The organism is Chryseobacterium gambrini (assembly GCF_900156825.1).
GTDB classification, from domain to species: Bacteria; Bacteroidota; Bacteroidia; order Flavobacteriales; family Weeksellaceae; genus Chryseobacterium; species Chryseobacterium gambrini.
In genome coordinates, this window is the sequence record NZ_FTOV01000002.1 from 60,873 (window position 1) to 84,830 (window position 23,958).

Annotated in this window: 18 protein-coding genes; 14 read left to right on the forward strand and 4 right to left on the reverse strand. The window is 34.1% G+C overall.

Features of this window, described 5'->3' with window-relative positions; translation table 11 throughout:
• Window positions 1-191: 191 nt before the first annotated feature.
• The 4 genes from BW951_RS03810 to BW951_RS03825 form a co-directional block, all read right to left on the reverse strand.
• Window positions 192-1,847: a helix-turn-helix domain-containing protein gene (locus BW951_RS03810; RefSeq protein ID WP_175608783.1), complete on the reverse strand. Its 1,656-nt coding sequence runs from the start codon at window positions 1,845-1,847 to the stop codon at window positions 192-194.
• An 857-nt stretch (window positions 1,848-2,704) separates the two neighbouring features.
• Window positions 2,705-3,307, reverse strand: a complete 603-nt coding sequence (locus BW951_RS03815) for a hypothetical protein (RefSeq protein ID WP_076390620.1) — start codon at window positions 3,305-3,307, stop codon at window positions 2,705-2,707.
• Window positions 3,308-3,341: 34 nt separating this feature from the next.
• Complete coding sequence (locus BW951_RS03820; RefSeq protein WP_076390621.1) at window positions 3,342-4,337, reverse strand: T9SS type A sorting domain-containing protein; 996 nt, start codon at window positions 4,335-4,337, stop codon at window positions 3,342-3,344.
• Window positions 4,338-4,471: 134 nt separating this feature from the next.
• Window positions 4,472-6,130 carry a beta strand repeat-containing protein gene (locus BW951_RS03825; protein ID WP_076390622.1) on the reverse strand — a complete coding sequence of 553 codons (1,659 nt, stop codon included), beginning with the start codon at window positions 6,128-6,130 and terminating at the stop codon, window positions 4,472-4,474.
• A 511-nt stretch (window positions 6,131-6,641) separates the two neighbouring features.
• On the opposite strand from BW951_RS03825, the gene BW951_RS03830 reads away from it, so the two are divergent.
• The 14 genes from BW951_RS03830 (at window position 6,642) to BW951_RS03890 (ending at window position 23,945) form a co-directional block, all read left to right on the forward strand.
• The gene (locus BW951_RS03830; protein ID WP_228427488.1) at window positions 6,642-7,031 is read left to right on the forward strand and encodes a transposase; all 390 of its coding nucleotides are present in this window, start codon (window positions 6,642-6,644) and stop codon (window positions 7,029-7,031) included.
• Window positions 7,032-7,185: 154 nt separating this feature from the next.
• Window positions 7,186-7,518: a transposase gene (locus tag BW951_RS03835; protein WP_076390624.1), complete on the forward strand. Its 333-nt coding sequence runs from the start codon at window positions 7,186-7,188 to the stop codon at window positions 7,516-7,518.
• 620 nt (window positions 7,519-8,138) lie between these two features.
• Entirely contained in the window at window positions 8,139-8,840 is a 702-nt protein-coding gene (locus BW951_RS03840) for a Pvc16 family protein (RefSeq protein ID WP_076390625.1), read from the forward strand.
• A gap of 23 nt (window positions 8,841-8,863) precedes the next feature.
• On the forward strand, window positions 8,864-10,837 hold the full coding sequence (locus tag BW951_RS03845; RefSeq protein WP_076390626.1) for a phage tail sheath C-terminal domain-containing protein: 1,974 nt from the start codon (window positions 8,864-8,866) through the stop codon (window positions 10,835-10,837).
• Between the two features lie 24 nt (window positions 10,838-10,861).
• Window positions 10,862-11,299 (forward strand): phage tail protein, encoded by a 438-nt coding sequence (locus tag BW951_RS03850; protein WP_076390627.1) that lies wholly within the window; start codon window positions 10,862-10,864, stop codon window positions 11,297-11,299.
• A gap of 11 nt (window positions 11,300-11,310) precedes the next feature.
• Window positions 11,311-11,769, forward strand: a complete 459-nt coding sequence (locus BW951_RS03855; protein WP_076390628.1) for a phage tail protein — start codon at window positions 11,311-11,313, stop codon at window positions 11,767-11,769.
• Between the two features lie 13 nt (window positions 11,770-11,782).
• On the forward strand, window positions 11,783-11,956 hold the full coding sequence (locus BW951_RS22635) for a DUF5908 family protein (protein WP_156099202.1): 174 nt from the start codon (window positions 11,783-11,785) through the stop codon (window positions 11,954-11,956).
• Window positions 11,953-12,723 carry a CIS tube protein gene (locus tag BW951_RS03860; protein WP_076390629.1) on the forward strand — a complete coding sequence of 257 codons (771 nt, stop codon included), beginning with the start codon at window positions 11,953-11,955 and terminating at the stop codon, window positions 12,721-12,723. Before BW951_RS22635 ends, BW951_RS03860 begins: the two co-directional genes overlap by 4 nt.
• Before the next feature lie 6 nt (window positions 12,724-12,729).
• Entirely contained in the window at window positions 12,730-14,400 is a 1,671-nt protein-coding gene (locus BW951_RS03865; RefSeq protein ID WP_076390630.1) for a phage baseplate assembly protein V, read from the forward strand.
• Between the two features lie 3 nt (window positions 14,401-14,403).
• Window positions 14,404-14,694, forward strand: coding sequence for a PAAR domain-containing protein (locus BW951_RS03870; protein ID WP_076390631.1), 291 nt, complete (start codon window positions 14,404-14,406; stop codon window positions 14,692-14,694).
• Between the two features lie 13 nt (window positions 14,695-14,707).
• Entirely contained in the window at window positions 14,708-15,124 is a 417-nt protein-coding gene (locus BW951_RS03875; protein WP_076390632.1) for a GPW/gp25 family protein, read from the forward strand.
• A gap of 4 nt (window positions 15,125-15,128) precedes the next feature.
• Window positions 15,129-18,425 (forward strand): hypothetical protein, encoded by a 3,297-nt coding sequence (locus tag BW951_RS03880; protein WP_076390633.1) that lies wholly within the window; start codon window positions 15,129-15,131, stop codon window positions 18,423-18,425.
• Window positions 18,426-18,427: 2 nt separating this feature from the next.
• Window positions 18,428-21,469 (forward strand): hypothetical protein, encoded by a 3,042-nt coding sequence (locus tag BW951_RS03885; RefSeq protein WP_076390634.1) that lies wholly within the window; start codon window positions 18,428-18,430, stop codon window positions 21,467-21,469.
• 13 nt (window positions 21,470-21,482) lie between these two features.
• On the forward strand, window positions 21,483-23,945 hold the full coding sequence (locus BW951_RS03890; RefSeq protein WP_076390635.1) for a hypothetical protein: 2,463 nt from the start codon (window positions 21,483-21,485) through the stop codon (window positions 23,943-23,945).
• Window positions 23,946-23,958: the final 13 nt, after the last annotated feature.

Genomic DNA, 23,958 nt, shown 5'->3' on the forward strand with positions numbered 1-23,958 from the left:
TGGAGTCAAACCCCAAAGTTGGGAATTTCATGGGTGCTTTTTTTATGGAGACCTTATTATAACTTCCTAATGCAAAGCAGGTTTAATATCGTATGATATTTCTTGCGTTTTCTCATTGCATTTTGTGAAAAAATAAAGTAATCCTTATTAATGTGAGAATAATGATTCGGGATAATTTAAAGAGTGGCGTTCTAAATATTTACTTTCGTATTTTCTTTTTTTACATATTCAATAAATTTAGAAGGAGGAATACCTGTTTTTTCTATGAATATTCTGGTAAAAACAGTATGAGAAGAAAAACCGCATTCTTCGGCAAGATAACTTATTTTGTAATTAAGATATTCGGGGTTTTGTTTCAGCTTCAAAATGATGTAGTCGATTCTTAATTGGTTGATATAGCCATTAAAATTATTTTTTTTATATTTTTTAATTGTAAGGGTAAGATAATTATAATTAACATTCATGCTGGAAGCCAAAGAACTCAGTGATAGGGTGGATGATAAAAACTGTTGCTTTTTTTCAAACTTATTTAGCTTATCTAAAATTTCATTTTCTTTTTTCAGAGATAAGATGTTCTTATCTGTTTTAATTACTTCTTCAGCCTTTTTGGAAGCTATAGCTACTTCTTTTTCTTTCTTTTCTAACCGGGCATTAATTTCTATAAATCTTTTTTTATACTTTCTTAATGTAAAGAAACGGTTGATGAGATATGTTGTGAATAGTAATAGGAATAGTATAATCAACCAGAGATAAGTCATGAAATGTTTAGAGTTATTCAATTCATATTTAAGGGGTTGTATTTGGTCTAAATTATAGAGTTTGGCAATGAAATCTGCCTTTGAATTGTAATCAAACTTTTGATTTGCTTTCTCGTAAAACCGGGAATATTTAAGGTAGGCTTTTTCATCTTCCATTTTATCAGTTGCCTGCATTGCGATTTTATAAAGTTCCAGTTCGTGGTTGATGAATCCAAAACTTATTTGTTTGGATTTAAGTGCCTGTTCGCAATACGCTAATGAGATTTTATATTTTTTTTTGAGAATATATGCTTGCGCTAAATAGTACGAATCATAAAAAACTGTTATTTTGTCATCTCTAAACTCATTCAAATCTTTATTTGCCTTTTCAATAGCACCATCCAGATTTCCGGATAAAATATCGTAATGAATCTCACTATCACGTATTCCTTCGCTATCTAAATCGTTTAAGGATAAAGGCAGACTTTTAATTTTTTTTAAATAAAGAGCAGCAGAATCTAATTTTTTCTGTAGCAGATAGGCATCAACAATACTGTTATATTTTTCCCGCTTAGCACGATTTATTTCTAGAATAATTTCCGGTGCGATTTTTTTCTGATTAGCCAAATAATCATCTAAATCTTTTATTGCTTTTATGTAGCCTATTATTTTCTTGTCAAAATCACCAATCACGCCATAAACCAAACCTTCATCACCTCCAAAAATCAATTCTTGAATATTAGACTTGTCTCTGGATTCATACATCCTCTTTTTTTTCAGGCAGGACAATGCCAAATCATTTTTATTTTGAAGAGCATATATTAATGCTATCATATTCAAATTGTTGGCATACATTGTAAAATCTCTCTCTTTTTGAGCATAAAAATTAGAAACTTTTATAAACTGTACTGATTTATCGAAGTTATTTAATATCTCCAGATAATAAATCTCTCCACAGATTCTATAATATTTCATTTTATCTTTGTCAGACAAATTTCTTTTTGCCATCTCATCACAATAGATTTTAGGATTTTTTTCAGAATAAGATTTTCTGATGAGATCACCTACAGAATACTTTTTCAGAGAATCATTTTTATTTTGTTTTGGCACTATTCCTTTTTGTGAAAACAGGATGTGAAAACAGAAAAAAAACAATACTATGATGATACGTTTATTTGAGCAGGTATAATTTAAGTAATTGTAAAACATGGTTTTAAAAACTTATAAATTGTTTTTATAGGGTACAGAATTAATTTTTTTAAAATTATCTTTTATGAGTAATTGGTTCATTAACAATGCATACTATATTTTTTCAATTAATGATTTTATATAAAACTGTATATAGGATAAGTTTAAATATTCAATAAAAAATTAATATATCGAATGATAAACAGAAAGAGTAATCTGGGGCGTGTAAGTAAATATAAATCAAAGAAATGAATTCTTTATTATCCATTGCAAAAAACAGGATAAAAAAGAAACTGAATTTAAATTTATCATTAAAAAAATGTAAATAACAACAATCGGTATATTTTTAAGTCGTTATTTTATATTACATCTTTAAAGAAATCGTGGTATTAAACTGATTGTTTTATATTTTGAATCATCATAATATAAACACCTCAAAAAAATTGAGGTGTTTATGTGTTCAACTGTTATATTGTAACCGGGTACTTCTTCAATAATTTATTAATTGGAATAATTTTCAGATACCCAATATGTACCATTACTTGTAATAGTAACTTTATTTACACCAGCAGCCCATGAGATAAAGTAGTTCCCAATAGCTGGCTTTCCATAAGGAACCTGGCTGCTGTTTACGGTATTGTAGATAGGATAATTGGTGAAAATATGTGCATATGTTGCAGATGGATAATTTGCTTCATAGGAAGCATTATAGATCTTTAGTTCTCTTCCTTTGCAAGTCGTAGGATCTGGTAATATAAAATTAGCAGCCGCATTTACTCCTAAAGGATAAGTGTAAGGTGTAAGATTACCATTAGAATGATTGTAAGCAAGAGCATGGTAGATTTAGCCTGCCATTCTATGATATGATCATCTGCCTGTACTGTATAAGGCGCATAACCCTGTTGATTATTATTCGCATTATAAGTTTCTCCGGTACCCACTATTTTATGATTGAGTACAACAGCACCTCCTGCTCCTCCTGCGCAGTTCCATTTTGTACCATCGAATATGGATAGGCATTTTTTTGTAGTATCGTATACTACCATACCTGTTTCGGATGTTGCTGCACCCAGTGCCTCAATTTGAGCAGTAGTAAGTCTGGTGGGTAAAAAACCTTTGTTGTTGGAAGACAGCTCTAAAAGAGCTTTGCTGTTTTCTGTGTTTTTATTACCCATCGTTGTAGAACCACTATGATGGATAAATACTCCATTGCTGGTAGCGGGCTCATCCTGAAATGATGCTATTTTGGTTAAATCCGGATTGAAAGTGGAAGTGAATTGTGAACCCGCGGATAAATTATCCGCAATTAAAGTAGATTGTGCTTTTATATTAGATACCGATAAAAGTGCAAAAGCACTTATAATGAATAATGATTTTTTCATCTTTTTTATTTAATTAATTTTTTAAAATGGAATTTTATTTAGCAATAAATTTTGTTTGATATTGGTTTTTAGAATCTTGTATGCTGAACATATACACGCCTTGCTGTAACTGATTAATCCGCAATTCCTGTGTGTTTCTGTTGATGGTTACATTAGATAGTCGTTGTACGACATTCCCTGCTATACCGTAAATAATGATCTCTGCGTTTTGATAGGTATTGTTCGTAAATAATTGCAAAACTCCTTGTCTTGCATTCGTCGCTACCAGTTTGTTAGATTCTGCATTTATCAAATCGTTGATGCTTTTTTCCGTACCTCTGCTTATTTTCAGAAGTCCTGCTTTTCCGTCTGTAGTAGTTCCTTTTTTGTCTTGGTGCAGCACAGAAGTAAACAGAATTTCTCCGGTTGCTTCGTGTTGCTTTTTTAAAGGTAATTGTAAGCCCTGCAATTTAGCAATACTTCCCTTGAGATTGTTAATCGATTCATCTACAAATAGTTCACAGGTCGCTTTGGCAGTGTTGAAATTGCTTATACGCAATACCACTAAGTGGTCTTCGTTGTAAGTAAAACCATTTACAGCGTTGGCTCTGTTTTCAGGATTTTTGCTGTCTATTAAACTCATTGCAAACTGACTTGCCTGATTTTTTACTGCCAATTGTACAAAGCTGTTGCCTTTGTAAGCAGAGGTTGGTACTTTCAGATCCAATAGAGTAAGCTCTTTTGATGCATCTACATTGGAAAAGTTTACCATAAAAGAAACCAATAATGTACCCTCTTCTTTTGAAACCTTGGTAGAAATACTTTGAGCGATTCCCGATTGTCCTATTACAAAATGTTTAGTAGTCGTTCCATAGCCAGAATACGACATTATACCTTCCGCAACAAGCAAACCGTCTTTGCTGCTTTGTTGCTTTTTTCCACGCACGGATTGCGTGGTAGGATACTTTTCATAATTCTCTGTCCTTAATTCCTGCTGGGCAAAGACTAAGGAAGAAGATAATAAAAGCACCATGACATGGCTTTTGTTCATCGAATATATATTTTGATTTTAAAATTATGTTTGTTGTGTTACGAGTTTGATAACGGTAATGAAAACATAAAAGCGAATTGATGATAAGTTTAAAAAAGATTTGCACTCATTTTTTATCCACTTTTAATACTTGCTTATAACTGAATCATAGAAAAGTAAGTATTAGCTCTGTCTATTGTAACACTTGCAGCAGTATTGGCTCTGACTCTGATGAAATAATTTTTCCCTGTTATTAGATTAACTACAGTACTATAGGTATTGGAATTGGTATTACTTGCATTGGTAATCGTAATTGTTCCTTGAGAAGTACTGTCTGTTGAATTAAACAGCTCGAATGAAATGCTGTTTCCGCCACTGGTAACTCTGTAAGGTAAGGTAATAAGATGTGCACCGGTATAGCTTGCCGTAAAAATTCCCGTAGTAGGATCAAAATTACTGATCGCGTCCGCTTGCTCCGCATTTAAAGTCAATTGTGTAAATCCGGCAGCTTGGGTAACAACCTGATCCGATGCACTGGAATTTAAAGCCGTCACACCTGATTTGGGATTAGCGATAAGAGCTCCTCCGGATATACCCAGTCCGGAACCTAAGGTTACCTTTTTTACAACCCCACTGGAATTTACCAATAAAAGTTCCTCACCTGTCGTTACAGCAGTAGTTTGTAAGCCTTCAAAACGGACAGGATTAGCGGAGGCTGAAACATGTAATTTATTAGAAGGAGTGGATGTACCTATACCTACATCGGCATTGTTTCCCAGAATTAAACTGTTACTTTGAGTTGCATTAGCCTGGAAGCCTACTGCCGTAGCATTGGTTAAACCATTGCTTATGACTGTTGCTGCACCAATACCCGTATTGCCTGTTCCGGAAGTCATTGAAGCTAATGCTCTTTGCCCTAAAGCCGTATTCTGACTGCCTGTGGTGTTGGCATTTAATGAAGTGTCACCAACAGCTACGTTATTATCACCGGTTGTGTTATCTACTAAAGCATTAGAACCTACTGCTAAATTTCTAACTCCTGTGGTGTTAGACGCTAAAGCGTAAGCTCCTATTGCCGTATTATCATATCCTGTAGTTGCACTAAATAGCGTACGAGAACCTACAGCCGTATTTCTGGCAGCCTCTTTTATACTGGGGGTAGAAGTATCATCTCCAGTAATCGCTTTACCGGATTCTGAACCTATTAAAGTATTGTCTGATCCTGTAGTAATTACTGCACCGGAACCATGACCAAATGCGGTGTTGTGATCGCCTGTTGTAACGGCAGACAAAGTATTGTAGCCAAAAGAAGTCTTATAATCAAAGCTGCCTGTTGAGGATACGGAATGCTGAATGTAACCAGATTCTATATTATTTACTTTAAATACAAGATTTTGTGCATCAGTAGTACCCAGAAAATTGCTTCCTCCTGTGGTTCCCGAATTTCCGGTAAGTCCCCAGAAGTTTCCTGCTCCTGTATTCACTTTTTGCCAGACAGAGCCATCGAAATAGTAATATCCTGCTGCTGTTATGTTTGCTGTTTTGGGAGAAGAAGTTGTAACTGCTGCTGTGGCGTACACTAAAGTGCCTGTTTGGTTAGTACCATAAAGAGAATCTTTGGCTTTTAATTCGTTGCCGGTAAGTCTCGGCGCCAGTAATCCATCGGCGGTGTTATTATCATTCGGACTAGCTGTAATATCAAGGGTTGCATTGGGTGAAGAAGTATTAATCCCTACTTTTCCCAGAGAAGTTTGCGCATGAGCTAAAACTCCCGTCACTGATAATGCGATTAGTAATACATTTTTTCTATTCATGTTTTTATTTTTTTATGATTTCTTGATTTTGACGATTTTCAGATGCAGACAGCAAATGAACAGGTGATACATTAAATGCTTAAAACGTCGGCAAAATTACAGTTTAAGAAAGTCTGAAATAAACAAATGGATCAACAAATTATGATTTTGTATAGTGGAAAAATGATTTTAAAATACTGATTTAAAGTGGTTTGTGATGATTATGAACGCTTTTGTTCATTATCCCATTTCAAGGGTAAAATGATCAGATGAATTTTATAATCTTCAACAAAATTATAATTAATGGAATGTATGTTTCTATTAAATATGTTTTTTAAAATAGATTTGCATCCTCATAGAAAATACTTCACTTCAATAACTAAAACCATACGGGGTTGAGTTCATAATGAAGTAACTCATTTCTTATCAGAGATGATGTTTTTTCACCTTTCACTTTTTCATTTTTCGTAAAAAAACAAATAGTATTATGATATATAAACATATACATATAGGAAATTTTATAAAGATGCGTATGCAGGAATGTAATGTAGACATGAACAGAGCATGCAATTTTTTTAAATGTCATGAAGATGATATTGTCAGGCAATTCAATAGTGAAGATTTACGGTGCAATGATCTGCTGAAATGGTCAAAATTACTGGAGTATGATTTTTTTAGAATTTATACTCAGCATCTTATATTGTATTCTCCACCACGGAGTATTAATAATCTGGCTTTCGTTCAGAATGACTTATCCCAAATGCCTGCTTTCAGAAAGAGTATTTACACAAAAGAAATTATTGAGTTTATTCTCGAAAAACTGAAAAAGGGCGATATGTCTAAACAAGAGATTATGGATAAATATAATATCCCTAAAACAACACTTTATAAATGGATTTCTAAATATGATAAAAATGACTGAAGAAGACTATATAATACATGGTCTCTTCATTTAGGAAGTATAAAAATATTTTAACGATTCAACAAATAACTTTTTGAATTTACAGACATAAATAATTTATAAGTTACATATGATTTTTAGTTAACAAATATCATACAGATAAAAAAAACAATAAATGAAACACTTTAGAAAGCCAAATTACAAGCAAATTTATAATGACTTATTAATGGAAAAATATCCGCAAAAAAAACAACTATGCGAAAGTTTGCTTTTAAAGGATGAACTATCTTTCATGGATGTTATTAAACTAAACAATTTAATATTTGGGAATAATAACAATAGTGTCAACCAAAAATTTCGGTCTTATAACAAAGAAAGCATAATGGAGATTTTAGAATATCAAAAAAAGAATAATCTTAATAATCATCAGCTTGCAAGCCATTTTAAAATGAGCAAGAATACTGTTTCTAAGTGGAAAAAATTACATGAAAGTGTTGGGATCAGGTAAAAAAAATGTTCAGAGTTCCTCCAACAAATAGGGTTTTTAAAATGCAACTTGCGTTTTAAAAACCTGCACTCAAAATAAAAATCTAAGTCAGTAAGAAAAAGCTTTCTAAATGATAATGAGACAGCTTCTTTCAGACTTATTAAGCTATTGGGATGATCGTTTTTTAAATTTTCTTTTTTTACTTTCATTTGGCTGTAATATCCAATCAAACATGGCAACGATAGCAAGAATTACGATACATGGAAATACGGTTTTAATGTCATATCCCCAAGCTGAAGCAATATTCCAATACTAAAATTTTTGCGGTACATTAAACTTTTTCGACATACTAATTTTACGCTGTGAAATCTGATGAGGTATAATTTAAAGAATCTTGCAGGCTAAATTCAGCAGGACAATTATAAGCAAGATCAATGACAAATTATGGTTTCCAACTCTGTATATCAAGATTTAATCACGAAGATTTTTGAAGAGCCATTTTAGCCGTTTTTTACGTTTTTTTATATTGAAAATCAAGGACTTTAATAAAAAAAATGGTGTTTTCCCCATTATATAATCAGTGTTTTCCCTACGGTTTAATATTATTATGATTTATAAATTCGTTATTATAAACTAATGTAATGAAAATCATAGAGTTCCTTTCAGAAATTGTTGATGCAATCAATGCAGAAATAGCAGGAACACCAATCGTTGAACTGGCAAACATTGCTACGCTTAATGAAGGAGATGAATTTCTTTCTTCCAAATCTTCCATTATTTTGTCGATTGTAAATATAGAAGAAGATAAGATATTAAAAAATCAGACTTTATATAAAAATTATATTCCGGAAAGCGATACCATAGCGAAATACCGAAATCCTGCACAGAATTTAATTTTATCACTTCTGTTCACCTCTTATAACATAAAACAATCCGATTACGCTACAGGAATAGAAAAATTAGAAGTGGTAATTAGATACCTTCAAAACAACCGGGTTTTTTATTGGCAGCCTCCCAATAATAATTTATTGATAGACGAACCAAAAGGCGATCATGAAAAGTTAATTTTTGAAATCGTAAGCCTAAAAATCGATCAACTGAATCAGATGTGGTCTTATCTCGGATCAAAATATATGCCTTCAGTTTTGTATCAGGTGAGGATGATCCCTATCCAGAAGGAAGAAAGTCTTAAGAATAAAAAAGTTATTAAAAGTTCTGAAGTCCAATTGTGGGAAAATGACAAAGAAAATTTGGCGGGATTATCAGAAAGCGGAGAATATAAAATAGAAGACGAAAAATTACCCAAAGAAGATTGGAAAATAGTTCCCGTAGAAAAAAAATAAATATAAACCATAAATACTGTATCATGAATATTAGCTCAATTAAAACACCAGGAGTGTACATCGACGAGAAAGATGCATTTCCTCCTTCCATTGCCAATGTGGCAACCGCCATACCTGCTTTTGTAGGATTTACAGAAAAGGCTCCCCAACAAAATGAACCCGTCAAGATAACCTCTATGCTGGAGTACGAACAAATTTTTGGAGGTGCACCAGAACCCAAAAATGTAACGGTAGTTTTAGATGCAAACAACCAGCCTACCGATGAATGTAAGGTTACAGAAAGCGATTATAAACTCTACAACAGTTTACGGCTTTTCTACGCCAATGGTGGTGGGGTTTGCTATATTGTTTCTATTGGTTTATACGGAGATAAACCTGCTTTTGATACAGCCACAAAAGATTTATTTATTGCAGGTTTAGAAACGTTAGAAAAAAAAGACGAACCTACTTTATTACTATTTCCAGACGCAGTAAGTTTATCTGCAGCAGATTTAGGAGCTGTTCAAGTTAGAGCATTAACGCAGTGTAGTAATCTTATGGATAGGTTTACCATTATGGATGTAAAGCAAACTAAAGTTCAGAATAATGCCGGAAACCTTGATAGTGATAGCGGTGAATTCCGAACAAGAGTCGGAAATCAGTTCCTGAAATACGGAGCGGCTTATTATCCTTATTTACAGGCTAATTTTCCAAGTACATTTAGATTTAAAGACATTAATGAAGCAATCCCAAATGGATTTAAAACATTGTATCCCAACAATGCCGATTTAAAAGATAAAATTGATTTGTTTAAAAATTTATATACAGACATTATAACCCTTAAATCAAGTTGGACTACTATTTTAGCCGCTAACAAAAAATTGGATTGGGTTACTTTAAATGCAGCCGAATTAAATTCAAATCTTGGGAAATGTTGGAATTTATTAAAAGTTTTTGGAAATCCAACAGCTTTAACCGACAAACTAAAACAATATATAAATGAGGAAGTAATAACTCTTAAATTATTGTCTTACACACAGGATTTAGTCGATTTTAGAAAAGCATATCAAAAATTATCAAAATCAGTAGCTGACGATTCTCCAGTTGCTGCATTGGCTCTCGTAATTACGGATGCTGATTATAAAGGCAATTGGGGAACTATCTCAACCATCACAGAATCTGCTCCAATTAATAGATATGACGGAGCACTAAGTAATACTATACAGGCGACCGTAGCACCTGATCCAATTGTTCCGAAACATGATATTCCTGATTTTACTAAAATTCAGGTTGTACTTAATAAGCTTCATATTCAAATTATGAATGCCATAAATCAGGCATTTGTTTCAATTGAGGACTTTGAGTTAATAAATGAACGCAATTTAATTTTACAAATACCATTATATTCTACAATTATTTCCAAACTTTCCCAAAAACTGAACACCGTTCCACCTTCGGGAGCCATTGCAGGAATTTATGCTCAAACAGATGCTACAAGAGGTGTTTGGAAAGCTCCTGCTAATGTAAGTATAAACGGAATTTTAGGCTTAACAGACGATCTCAACGATAAAGATCAACAGGAAATGAACATCCACGAAACAGGAAAATCCATCAATGCCATCCGGAAATTTACAGGAAGAGGAACCCTTGTCTGGGGAGCGAGAACATTGGACGGAAACAGCAACGACTGGCGATATATTAATGTAAGACGTTTAGCGAATATGATTGAAGAAGCCACCAAAAAAGCCTGTATGCAGTTTGTATTTGAACCCAATGTAGCACAAACATGGATCAATGTGAAAGGAATGATCGAAAATTATTTAACAACCCTTTGGAACGACGGTGCTTTGGCAGGAGCAAAACCAGAACACGCATTTTTTGTGGCAGTCGGACTAAACCAAACCATGTCTGCACAGGATATTCTGGATGGCAAAATGATTGTGAAAATAGGATACGCTCCTTCAAGACCAGCAGAATTTATCATTTTGGAATTCAAACAAATGCAACAAAAATCTTAATTATTAACTCTAAAACTATACATCATGCCAAATACAGATTTTCCGCTACCTAAGTTTCACTTCAGTGTAGAATGGGGCGGTAGCAAAATAGCTTTTACAGAAGTTTCCGGATTAAACAAAGAAATGGATGTTATTGAACATCGCGTCGGCTCAAGCCCGGAATTTTTTAAGAAAAAAATGCCTGGATTGCTTAAACTTAGCAATATTACACTTAAAAGAGGAGTTTTTGCAGGAGATAATGAATTTTACGACTGGTACAATACAGTTGCATTAAATACCGTAGAACGCCGCAATATCACGATCTCTTTATTGGACGAAAACCACGAACCCAAAGTAGTCTGGAAAGTAAAAGACTGTTTTATAGTTTCTTTAAAATGCACCGATATGAAATCTGATGCCAATGAAGCAGCCATAGATACTGTAGAAATAGCCAATCACGGATTTACCATAGAACACGTATAAATCTAAACATCATGTCTGAGAGCAATCCTATTCCCGGTTTTTACTTTTCTGTAATCTTTGAATTATTGCCGCAATTTAGTGTAGATACAAAATTTCAAAGTGTTAACGGACTGAAAGTTACTATGGAAACCGAACCTTATACGGAAGGCGGACAGAATAAATTCAAGCATCATTTGCCACTGCGTTCCGGATATCAGGATTTGGTTCTGAAAAGAGGACTTACCTCGGATATGTCTGGTTTATCGATGTGGTGCAGTCAGGCGTTGGAAGATTTTGTTTTCTATCCTGCCAATCTCATTATTTCTTTATTAAACGAAAAAGGAAATCCCCTGAAAGTCTGGTATGTATCACACGCCATTCCGTTAAGTTATGAATTCAGTGATTTCGATGCCGAACAGAATAAAATTGTCATTGAGACCATTACGTTGAAGTATAACTTTTTCAAAGAACTTCCGGTTCCTAATTTTTAATAATGATTAAAAAATGGCTATTCAGATTAAAGAATTACACATCAAAGTAAAGATTGAAGAAGAGCCGGTAAATTCTGCCCGTTCTCAGCAAACAGATCCTTTAAAAATACAGGAACTAAAATCGCAGCTCATTAAAGAGTGTACCCGTGAAGTATTGGAAAAACTTAAAGAAAGAAAAGAAAGATGATACAGGCAGCATTAGGAATTATAGACAAAATGAGGATAGAAGTATATGAAACGAGCGACTATAAAAAGACCCCTAAAAAAACCATTTTCGTACAGCTTAATCCAGAGAAATATACCCGCCGGAACAATGTCGTATTTTCTGAAGACCAACCGATAGGAGCATCTTCAGGCAACTTGGGATTCAATAAAATAGAAGGGGAGGAAGTAACGTTTGATTTTGTTTTTGACAGCTCGGGGGTAGTACCGCCGGGAAAAATAAAAGACGGAAAAGGAGAAATGTCTTTGCTGGATAAAGCAGGAGATGTCCTTGGTGCACTTTCACCCGCCATTGTCAATCCTTTTGCAGAAGTAAAATCTGTGGAAGAAGACGTTGAAGCATTTAAGAATCTTACCATTGGCTACAACGGCGATACTCATCAAACATCTTATTTGCAGATTCTTTGGGGAGGATTCAAGTTGCAGTGCCGTCTGAAAAGTATGGACATAGAATACACACTTTTCAGAAAAGACGGAAGACCTGTAAGAGCTAAAGTTAAATGTGTTTTTAAAGCAACCACAACTCATCAGATCATGGTTGCACAGCAGAACAAAACCTCTCCGGATCTTACACATCTCAGAACCGTTACGATGAATGACAAGCTGGCTTTGTTGGCAGAAAACATCTACGGAAATCCTTCTTATTATATAGATGTGGCTCAAGCCAATCAATTATTAAGCTTCAGAAAAACAGAAACCGGGCAAAACATTTCGTTTCCGCCCATTAAATAAAATGATATGCCAGTTCAACCTTATATACCGACGGATGATCTTCTAAAGCTGGAATTTTTAACAGAGGGAAGAGATAATGGGCTCGACGCTTTACTTAAAGAAGCACAGGTTACCTTTGAACTGAATAAAATACCTTTTGCAAAATTTACTTTTATCGCCTCAAATCCCGATGTAGATACGACAGCAGATCTACCGACAGATTTACTTAAAAAAGGACAGAAAATAGAACTAAAAGTAACGGTAAACAAAAAACCTCAGACTTTGTTCAAAGGATTTATTAAGTCTATTGAAAATAGCATCAGCGAAAGCTCTACTACGGTAAAAATAGAATGTAAAGATCAGGCTTATCAATTAACGAAACCATCTAATGAATCTGATGACAGTACTGAAACTTTCAAAGCAAAATTAGATAGATTTTTCTCTCAGGCTAATATTACAAATAAAATTGAATCAAAGGGACAAAGCTGGGAAGAAGAATACATCACCCACAATCCTCATACAATCCCGTGGGATTATCTGGTAGGATTTTTAGACTCAATCGGGATGATGGTGAATGTAAGAAACGGAGAATTCAGTACTTTGGATATTTTAGAAGCCGTTCCAGAAGAAAAATATGCAGCAGAAAACGGAATCAATGTATTCATGTTTTCAGGAAGAGAAGACGAATCAAAAAAATTAAGCAAAGCTTCGATTGAATATTGGGATTCGTCTTCCCAGTCAATGGAAAAAATAGAAGCAGAACAGGAAGCTGAAAAAAATATAAAAACACTTACTCTTAATGAAAGCCGTTTTTTAACTTCTACAATGACAAGAATGGCAAATACATTTCTTAAAAGAAGCAATCACGCTGTCATTCAGGGAGAACTTTCAACCTTCGGAAATCTGGAAGCCAAAGCAGGAGATTTTTTGATTTGTAATAAAGTCAATAAAGAAATTGATAAAAAGAAATTATTAATCCGTAAAGAATACCACACCTTCGAAAATGCCAGTTGGAAAACCGAATACACTTTTGGGGTAGAATCAGAACAGTCTTTTACTGAAATCAATTCGCCATCCGTTCCTGCTCAACAGGCGCAAACCGGACAAACCAATTCGGTGAGCGGATTACAGATCGGCGTAGTTACTCAGATCGAAGAAGATCCGGATAATCAATTCAGAATAAAAGTAAGAATACCCACACTTTCTGAAAGCGGAGAAGGAGTCTGGGCGAGATTAGCCAATGTATTTTCAGGGAACGAAATGGGAAGCTTTTTTATCCCCAACGTGAATGATGAGGTGATTGTAGGATGTCTGGGAAATAATCCCGATACACCCATTATTTTAGGAAGTCTTTACAGTTCTCAAAATGCGATGCCGTTTCCGATTGAAAAAGAAAATTATACGAAAGCATTTGTAACCAAAGAAGGTACAAAAATACAGTTAGACGACGAGAAAAAATCTATTGAGCTCAGTACAAAAAAAGGCAATAAGCTTTTGATAAGCGATGATGAAAAAGGCTTTGTACTCGAAGACGAAAATGGAAACAAAATATTGATGAATGCAGACGGAATCACATTAGACAGCAGCAAAGATCTTATTCTTAAAGCCAGGATGGATTTCAAAATGGATTCTGCAAAAGCAGCGCTTTCGGCGTCTGCAACAATGGATGTAAAAGGATCAATCATAAAACTCAATTAAATTATGCCTGCAGCAGCAAGAACCGGCGACATGCACGTTTGCCCTATGGTTACAGGAACAGTACCACATGTAGGAGGTCCTGTTTTACCGGGAGGAAATTCTACCGTATTAATTGGCGGAATGCCGGCTTCGGTAGTAGGAGACAGTTGCGTTTGCACAGGACCGCCCGATACGATTGTAAAAGGATCGGCAACGGTGCTTATTGGCGGAGTTCCTGCCGCAAGAATGGGAGATTCTACAGCACATGGAGGAACGATTGTTTTAGGTTGTCCCACAGTGATTATAGGAGATTAAAAAATTAAAAACTATGAAAACAGATGACTTTTTAGGAAAAGGATGGGGATTTCCTCCTGCTTTCAATACTGTTACCAGAACAGTTGAATCCGTTTCCGGCGAGAAAGATATACAGGAAAGTCTACAGATTTTACTGAGTACGCAGCTTACAGAAAGAATCATGCGTTCAGACTTTGGCTGTGATCTCACCCCGCTTCTGTTTGAAAACATTACGGTAACGCTCCTCACAAAAATTAAAGGCATTATTGAAAACGCCATTTTAACGTATGAACCAAGAATAGATATAAATGATATTTATTTTGGCTCAGAAACCAATGATAAACAAGGGATTATCAGGATTGAAATTGAATACACCATTCGTGCAACCAACTCAAGGCTGAACTATGTATTCCCATATTATCTAGAAGAAGGAACTCATATTAAAATCTGACATCATGGAAAATTGTTCTTCAAAAATATCAATCCATCAGGGAACGGGAACAACCCAAAATGCAAGGTTTTTATCAGCCTTACAACCCTCATATTTTCTTCTGGAAGAAAGAGAAGAGATAGATTATGTTGTATTGGCTCAGAAAATGGCTCAATACCTAAACTATTTTAATGAATCTGATTCTAATATTGCACAAAGCGACTGGTCATCATTTTTTGCTTATGAATCTACCGCAATTTTAGCCCGGATCTTTAAATGGAATATCGAAGATTATGAGAAAAAATACGAAAATGTTAGAAAATCTATTGCATTAATTAATGATAATGAAGAGCAGAAAAAACGGATCAGAGAAATTTTTGAAAAAATTCAGAAAGATTTTACCAGCCTTACAAACAAAATCGACACTTTAGATCATCAGATTTCAGTAAAAGAATTTTTATTAAGCTCCAAAAAAGAGATTGAAAAACAATTAAGCACTGTTCTTTCAAAGATTTCAGACGAAAAATCAATCATCACTTTATTACAGAATTATCAGTTTAATAAAAATATTCAGAATCTTTTCGGATTGCTTTTGTATTGGAAAAACAGCACTGAAAAAGCATTCAATCAACAATTAGAAAGCTATCCTTCCCACACTCCGCATTATGCTTTGTTTCTGGCTTTTTTAAAACTTTTGGGCATTGCAAAAAATCACCTGAATGACTTTACAAAAAGACATCTGGATTTTTATTACAAAGACATTTTACAATTGCTTCCGCAGAAAGCACAACCGGATTTTGTTCATGTATTGATAAAACCTGCTGCCAACAAAAACGCTTTTCTGTTACCGAAAAACACCATTTTCTCGGCAGGAAAAAATTCGTTGGGGAAAAATAAATTTTACGCTTCCACTTCAGATCATACAATTAATTCTGTAAAAATTAAATCATTTCTAAGCCATCATATTGATCAGAATATCTGGAAAAAAACAGATTTATTTCCCTTAAACGCTACGAATACTCCTTTTTCTGCTTTTCAGTCTTCAGAAAATACAGAAACAGGTTTGCTTTTGGCAAGTCCGTTATTTTACATGAAAGGCGGAACAAGAACTATTACTTTGAAATTTGATCCTCATATTTTAGATCCGAATTCATTTGATTTTTGGATGACCGGAGAAAAAAAATGGGTAGAAATTACTCAGGAAAATAAAGAATTAACGCAGGATAAATATATTAAACTTACCATTCCTGCTTCTGAAAAAGCGATTGTTCCGTTTAATAAAGAAATTCATGAAGGAGAAGCAATTGAAACCATACATCCGATTCTTAAAATAATTCCTAAAAACAACACCGAAAAGATTGATTGCAAAACGCTTGAAATAGGAATCGCAGTAAACGGATTAAAAAACCTGATTGTTGCGACCGACACAGGAGTTGTAGATATTAATAAACCCTTCAAGCCTTTTGAAGACTTCCCTAAAAACGGGAACGGATTTATTATCGGATGCAACGAATTTTTCATGAAGAAAGGTGCAACCGCAAAATTTTCAATCGAGAGCGATGCGTTGTCGTCTAATTTGTTAGCAGGGACGGTAAATTCTAACTTGGTAAATTCAAATATAACATCAAACAACGCTCAGGTTTCTAATAAAGTTTCGGCAATTCAATCAGTAACAGCAACAAATACAGCTTTGTTATTTCAAAATCTGACGATTCATAGAGCCAATATTTCTCATCTTCGTCTTGTTGACAATTCTTTATTATTTGAAATGAAGGATGGGAAATTTAGTAATGAAGGAAATAAAACTTTCAATTCTGTTTATACCAACAACAATCCTGTAAAAGAATATTTGGAAGACGAAATTCCTAACAAGGATACGATTTCCGGATACATCAGAATTCAGCTAAATGATAATAAATACGAGAAAGAAAAATTCTTAGAAAATTATATAAAAGCGGCTCAGGAAAAAACAACTTTGCCAGAAGTTCCTGTTATTCAGTCTTTGGTGATGAATTATTCTCTCACTCAAAAATATAATTTTAATGCTTCAGATGATGCTCTTAATACATTAGAATTTTATCATCTTTTACCTTTTGGATATGAAAAATTACGTCCGAACTCTTCGCTGTTATTAATTCCGGATTTGCCACAAAAAGGAGAAATCTATATCGGATTTGAAAATGCACAGCCCGGAAACGGATTAAGCATTCTTTTTCAAATGGCAGAAGGAACAGCCAATCCGAGAAAAGAACCCGCCAAAATCTCTTGGGAATATTTGTCAGACAATCAGTGGAAACCAATAGACTCATACGATATTGGAGACGAAACACTCGGTCTACTGCAATCCGGAATCATTAATATTACCGTTCCTCATTTCGATAATTCGCAAACTGTTGTTTTACCTAAAAACCTGTTTTGGTTAAAAATTTCAGTGAATGAATTAGACAGGATCTGTCATTTTGTAGGCATTCACGAACAGGCTTTAAAAGCCGTTTTATTTGATTTTGAAAATAACGGAAGCGGTTTTCTGGAGGTTACACCAAAAGAGACGGTTTCAAAACTATATCAACCCAATCCTTTCGTTAAAAAAGTAAAACAGCCATATCCTTCTTTCGGAGGGAAAAAGCATGAAGAAGATACGCAATTGTACCAACGCAGCAGCGAAAGACTGAGACACAAACAAAGAGCGATCACTTCATGGGATTATGAAAGACTCATTTTACAGGAATTTCCGGAAGTGTACAGAGTGAAATGCTTAAACCATTACCGATATGATTCAGAAAATGTTTCCAATGTTTCTGCGGGGTATGTAACGCTGATTCCGGTTGCAAAATCGCTTAATTCATCCACTGTTTGGGAATGGAAACCATTATTAAGTTTAAGTACTTTACAACGTATCAAAAACAGAATCATGGGATTGTGTTCTCCGCACGTTCGTTTGTGTATAAAACCTCCTGTTTTAGAAAAAATCCAGATTGGCTGCAAAGTAAAATATAAGGATATTCCCGGAGCAGATATCCGTTTATATGCTAAAATGCTTGCAGAAACAATTAACCGCTACATCAGTCCGTGGGCTTACAGTGATATCGACATTGACTTTGGAAAAAAAATTGAATTATCCTCACTGATTCAGTTGATCGACAATCAGTCTTTTGTAGATTATATTATTGATTTTAAAGTCAATCACCTCATTCTGGATGACGAAGAAAATACAGTCATCAAAACAATGGCAGATGTAAAGGAAATTGTTCCGCAGACAGATTACACTTTGTTTATTCCGAATGATACCCATGAAATTAAAGAACTCAAAAACAACTGTTAACCATGAATCCCGAATATTACATACCGTCAGAAAGAATACTGAAGCCTTCGCAGGACTATAATTTTTTGCGAAAAGAAGGTTTAAAATATATTGAGAAACTGGGAAACACTTTCTGGACAGATTATAATGCACACGATCCGGGAATTACCATTTTGGAAGCACTTTCTTATGTGATAACGGAATTGGGATACAGAACAGATTTTGAGACTAAAGATCTTTTGACCAGCAAAAACGGAAAAATCCTGAACGGTTCCTTTTTCCCTGCAAGAGAAATAATGACCAATGCTGCGTTGACCGAACTGGATTACAGAAAGATTTTAATTGATATTGAGGGCGTTACAAATGCATGGTGTTTAGCAACTCAAAAAGCATCCGTCAAAATTGGTTACAATACACCCCATCCCGCAGAACAAAAGTTATACATCAATGTTTTAGAAGATAAATTGAGTTTTGATGCTAAAGATAAAAACAATACATCATTAGAACAGCTTTCCGTAAGAGGATTAAACAAAATTATCATTGAGCTGGATGAAGATCTTGTTGAAGATTCTACAACAGAACTGGACTTTTTATTCTCCACTCTCGGAAAATGGGTAAAGGTGAAAATTACTCCTGAATTTTCTTCATGGAATAATCCTAAAGTCCTTCTTCTGAATAAAATGGATAAACCTTCCAAAATAAAAAACAAAAAAGTAGAGATAAAAGATAATACAGTGGTTATTGTTGTTGAAAGAACCACAGAGATCAATGATACTTTAAAATTTATCATCGAACCTTTTGATAAGAACGAACTTCAACAGGTAAAAGATCATTTTAACACAGAAAAACCAATTTGTGATATTATTGGATTATTAAAAGATAGAAGTACAGAAGAAAAAAATAAAAAAATAAGAATTGAACAGATTTTCAGAACCATTCAGCAAAAGCTGCAGCAAAACAGAAACCTTACCGAAGATTTTCTTTGTGTGGAAACCGTTCAGAATGTAGAAATAAGTTTTTGCGTAGATGTAGAATTAGCTCAGGAAACCGATTCTGTAGAAGCAATGGCGCAGGTTCAGATGGCGATTGAAAAAATTCTCAATCCTCCGGTTCGGTTTTATACCCTTTCACAATTAATGGAACAAGGTTTAAATTCCACCGAAATATTTTTAGGACCAAAACTAAAACACGGTTTTCTCAATGACGAAGAACTGCAGAAAGCTCAGCTTCCGACCAGTATTCATGCTTCAGATATTATTGCCGCCATAATGGAAATTAAAGGAATTGTATCTGTTGAAAACCTTTTGATGACAGCTTATAATTCTTTGGGGCAACCGATTACGGGAAGTATGAACCAAAAATGGTGTCTGCATTTATCAGGCGAAGAAAAACCTTTGTTTTCTGCTGAGAAATCAAAAATATTGCTATTTCAGAAAAACATTCCTTTCCTTTTATCTGAAAACAACCGTATGTTGGTCGGTCAGAAAGTTCAGCAGCTTAAAGCTCAGATCAAAAATTATAAATTATATTCAGTTCAGAGTGATTTGCCTGTGCCGGAAGGACAATTTTATCAACTGGATGAATATTACAGTGTTCAGGAAGAATTTCCGGTAAATTACGGATTAGGAGCCAACGAAATTTCGGATAAAGCGCCCGAAAAGAGAAAAGCACAGGTAAAACAACTAAAAGCGTATCTTCATTTTTACGATCAGTTACTGGCAGATTTCTTCTGTCAGTTATATCACGCTAAAGATATTCTGGATATTGAACCTGTAAAAAACACTTATTTTCCCAATTATCTGGATAAAAACCCGAAAACGGGAAAAGATTTTTATACAAAAGAAATTTACAGGGATAATTTTAAGAACGCATTATTAAACGGTGAATCTGAATTTGATGTTTCTCTGGAAGAATCGCAATCCGTCTTCAACGACAGAAGAAACCGTGCTTTGGATCATTTGATGGCTCGTTTCAGCGAGAGTTTTAACGATTATGTGTTTATGATGTACAAAGTAAGTCAGGATTCAGGAGGTTTGGGAGAAATGACTTTTCAGCCACAGGATCTGATTCACGATAAAGAAGCATTTTTAAAAAATTACGCAGAGATCAGCTCAGAAAGAGGATTGGGAATAAACTATCTCAATGCAGAAATTCTTGAGGATAAGTTCGGTTTTCAGAATTTCTGGGAAACAGATCACAGAGGAGGTTACGAAAAGAGAACTGCAAAATTATTGGGAATCAATAACATCGGATTAAGAGATATTGTAACGGAAGATGAGGTTCAGGCACAATGGACGTTGCCTGTAAAGATGAATAATCAGTCTGTTATCTGTAAAATTGTACAGCCTTTAACAGATTTAGCTGAAAAATGGAAATGGACACAGCAAAATTTACTCAATCCGGATATTTACTTCATCCATAAACAGGGAAGTAAGTTTTTCATTTATTTAGGCGAAAATCCTAAGAAAACATCAACCATAGACAAAACTTTTAAAAGCTACGAAGAGGCTTCAGAATTTTTGTATCAGCTCATTCAGTTACTCAACGAAGCGTATGAAAATTTCTACTGTCTGGAACATATTTTAGTAAGACCATTTCCTTATTTTAATAATGATAAAGAAGATCTTTTAACAGTTTGTCTCAAGGATGACTGTAAAGACGAAGCAAATAACGATCCTTATTCCTTTAAAGCAACCATTGTTTTGCCGGGATATTTATCGAGATTTAAAAATATTACTTTCAGAAGATATGCAGAGCAGATTTTCCGTCAGGAAGCTCCGGCTCATGTTTTACTGAAAATTTGCTGGGTAGGATATGAAGATATGCTGAATTTTCAGAAAGCGTATAAAAACTGGCTGGAAAACTACAGACATTTCAGACTTAAATATTGCAGCAAGACTTTAACTAAAAAAGATTGTACAACTTTTTATCAGAATCATAAAGTATTGATTGAAAAGCTGAAAGAACTCAACACGATTTACCCTGAAGGAAATTTATACGATTGTAAGCTCAGCGAAACCACCAATCCGATTGTATTAGGTAACACCTCATTAGGAACTCTTTAAAAATTTTACCATCATGAAAACTCAAAACCCATCCAAATATCCTGTTTTTGAAGCCGATCAGGTTTTAAGCCAGAAACATCTGAACCGCGCCATCAGTTACCTTGAAGAACAAGACCGGCTTACCCGTGTCGGAGGCATCGGAGTTGGTATTATCTGTGGTCTGGAAATTTCGCATCCACAACCAAACCAGATTACCATAAGCTGCGGTACAGCTATTACTTCATTGGGATACCAGATCAATTGGGAAGAAAAAACGTTCAGTTATTATCATTCGATCGAATTATCTGCTGATTTTCTCGCTCCGAAATTTATCGATGGTGAATATCTGGAACTTACGTTACCTCATGCCAAAAAATATGAGCCGTTAAAAAATTCCATAGAACTTTTACCGACCAATACGCTGGAAGTTGACCGAATTGCGATCCCGAATAATTTTTTCAAGGATAAAATTGTCATTCTGCTGCTGGAAACTTTACTGATTGACGAAAAAAACTGTGTAACAACCAATTGCGAAGATAAAGGTAAGAGAATTGAGTTTAAAATAAGACCGTTATTAATTTCCATTAATCAGTTAAATCCTTATTTATTTTCCGAATATCCGAAAGTGATGAACTTTGAAAAAATTTCATTACCGAGATATAATGTTCCTCATAATCAGTTGATAACAGGTTTGGATGTTTTGAATGAATTTAAAAAGAATTTGGCAGATTCCGTAATCAGTAATGTTTCAGATAAAATAAGTCTGGTTTACAAAAGTTACAAATCAATCATCAGTAATACCGTTGATTTTAATGTATTGAATAATCCTAAAACCGCTTTGGAAACGGTAATTAACGCCAATAAAGACAGCATTCATGTACAGTATTTATGGGATTGGATGTCGGATATTTCTTCCGCTTACAACGAAATTATAGAATTTAATGAGAGAAACCCTTCTTTATGCTGTGTAGATGAAACCATGTTTCCTTTCCATGTTGTTTTAGGAAAAGCAGATGATGATAATATTAATTACCGAACTCCGTTTTTCTCCACTCAAAACAGCTCGTTAAAAAACAAACAGAAAAGAAAAGAGCTGTCTTTATTATTTGAAAGATTAGTTCATCTCATAAAATTTTGGATTACGGAAGATCATGTAATAAAGATTACGCCTTCTTTTTACGGAGATTTCCCGCTTTCTGAAAAATCAATCCCTTTTTATTATGACCATATTTTAGAACTAAATAAAAAATGGAGTCCTAAGAAAACCGGAAAAAATAAAAATAACGAAATCCTTTCTTACCATTCTGAAGTTGCCGGTTACACCACTTTGGATTGTGTAAAAAAACCTTTGCTGTATGATATTGAACCGTATAATTTCTTTAGGATTGAAGGGCATATTGGGAAAAATTATCAGGAAGCGATAAAAGAAATTATTGCCGTAAAAGAGTATCATAATCTTCCATTTAAAGTAATTGCTCTCAATGCGGCAGATTTAGAAAATCATACTCCAAATATTACAACTTTTGAGGGAGATTGGGGTGAAATTGAGTTGAATTATGATTTAGTGCGAAGAGATTGGGAAAATGTAATAGGAAAATCAATCGAATGGATTCTATATAAAGATGTAAAAAAAGAAATAGATAATTATCCTAAAATAAAGCCTTATTTTAATTCTGGAAGATTTAGGAAAAACGAACTCGATTTATTTATTACATATTTAAAAAGAGGCAGAAACTCTATGGTAGAGTCTTTCTCTGAATTTTTAAAATTTTATTCCAGTTTTATTAAAACCTATGAGAAAATTGAAGATATGGCTCGAAATTATCGTGAAAATATTTTCCAAAACTTAGGACAAGACGAGAATAAAATTTTTGCAGAAGACCTTATAGATCATTTAGATGAAATAATAATGGTTTGCCAGAAAGGAGAATTTAGAGCTTTATACCAAGCAGCAATGCTGAAATGGAAAGAAATCAGTCAAAACCTTACAGTGAAGAAATTCTTTGAGACACATTCCGGTATTGAGCATAAAGCGGGAGTAAATAAAGGAGGAACTTTTATCCTTATCTATGAAAGCGTCAATAAAAATAGAATAAGTTCAGAGATAATGTTAAATGCCAATCCAGTAACTGGAATAGCCTCAGTAGATGCAAGACCATTAACTTCCACTACTGCATTAGCAGTGCCTGTAATAAGAAAAGAAACTTCAGATTGCAATGATAAGTTAATCAAAATAAAAGCAGATTTTGAAAGATTTTCATATAATATTTTACCGTATGAATATAGAGTATCATTTATGAATCATGTTAATCGGTATTTATTTTATGATAATAGTATTAAAGAGACAGTAGTTCAAAATACGGTGATTGCAGATTTTTATTTGCCTTACATCTGTTGTGGCGAAGGCGACAATATCAATTTTATACTTGAAAAAAGCAAAGTAGGAGATTTCAATCATCCGGATTTTAACGAAAAAGATTTCAATACACCCCAATAATAACCATAAAAAC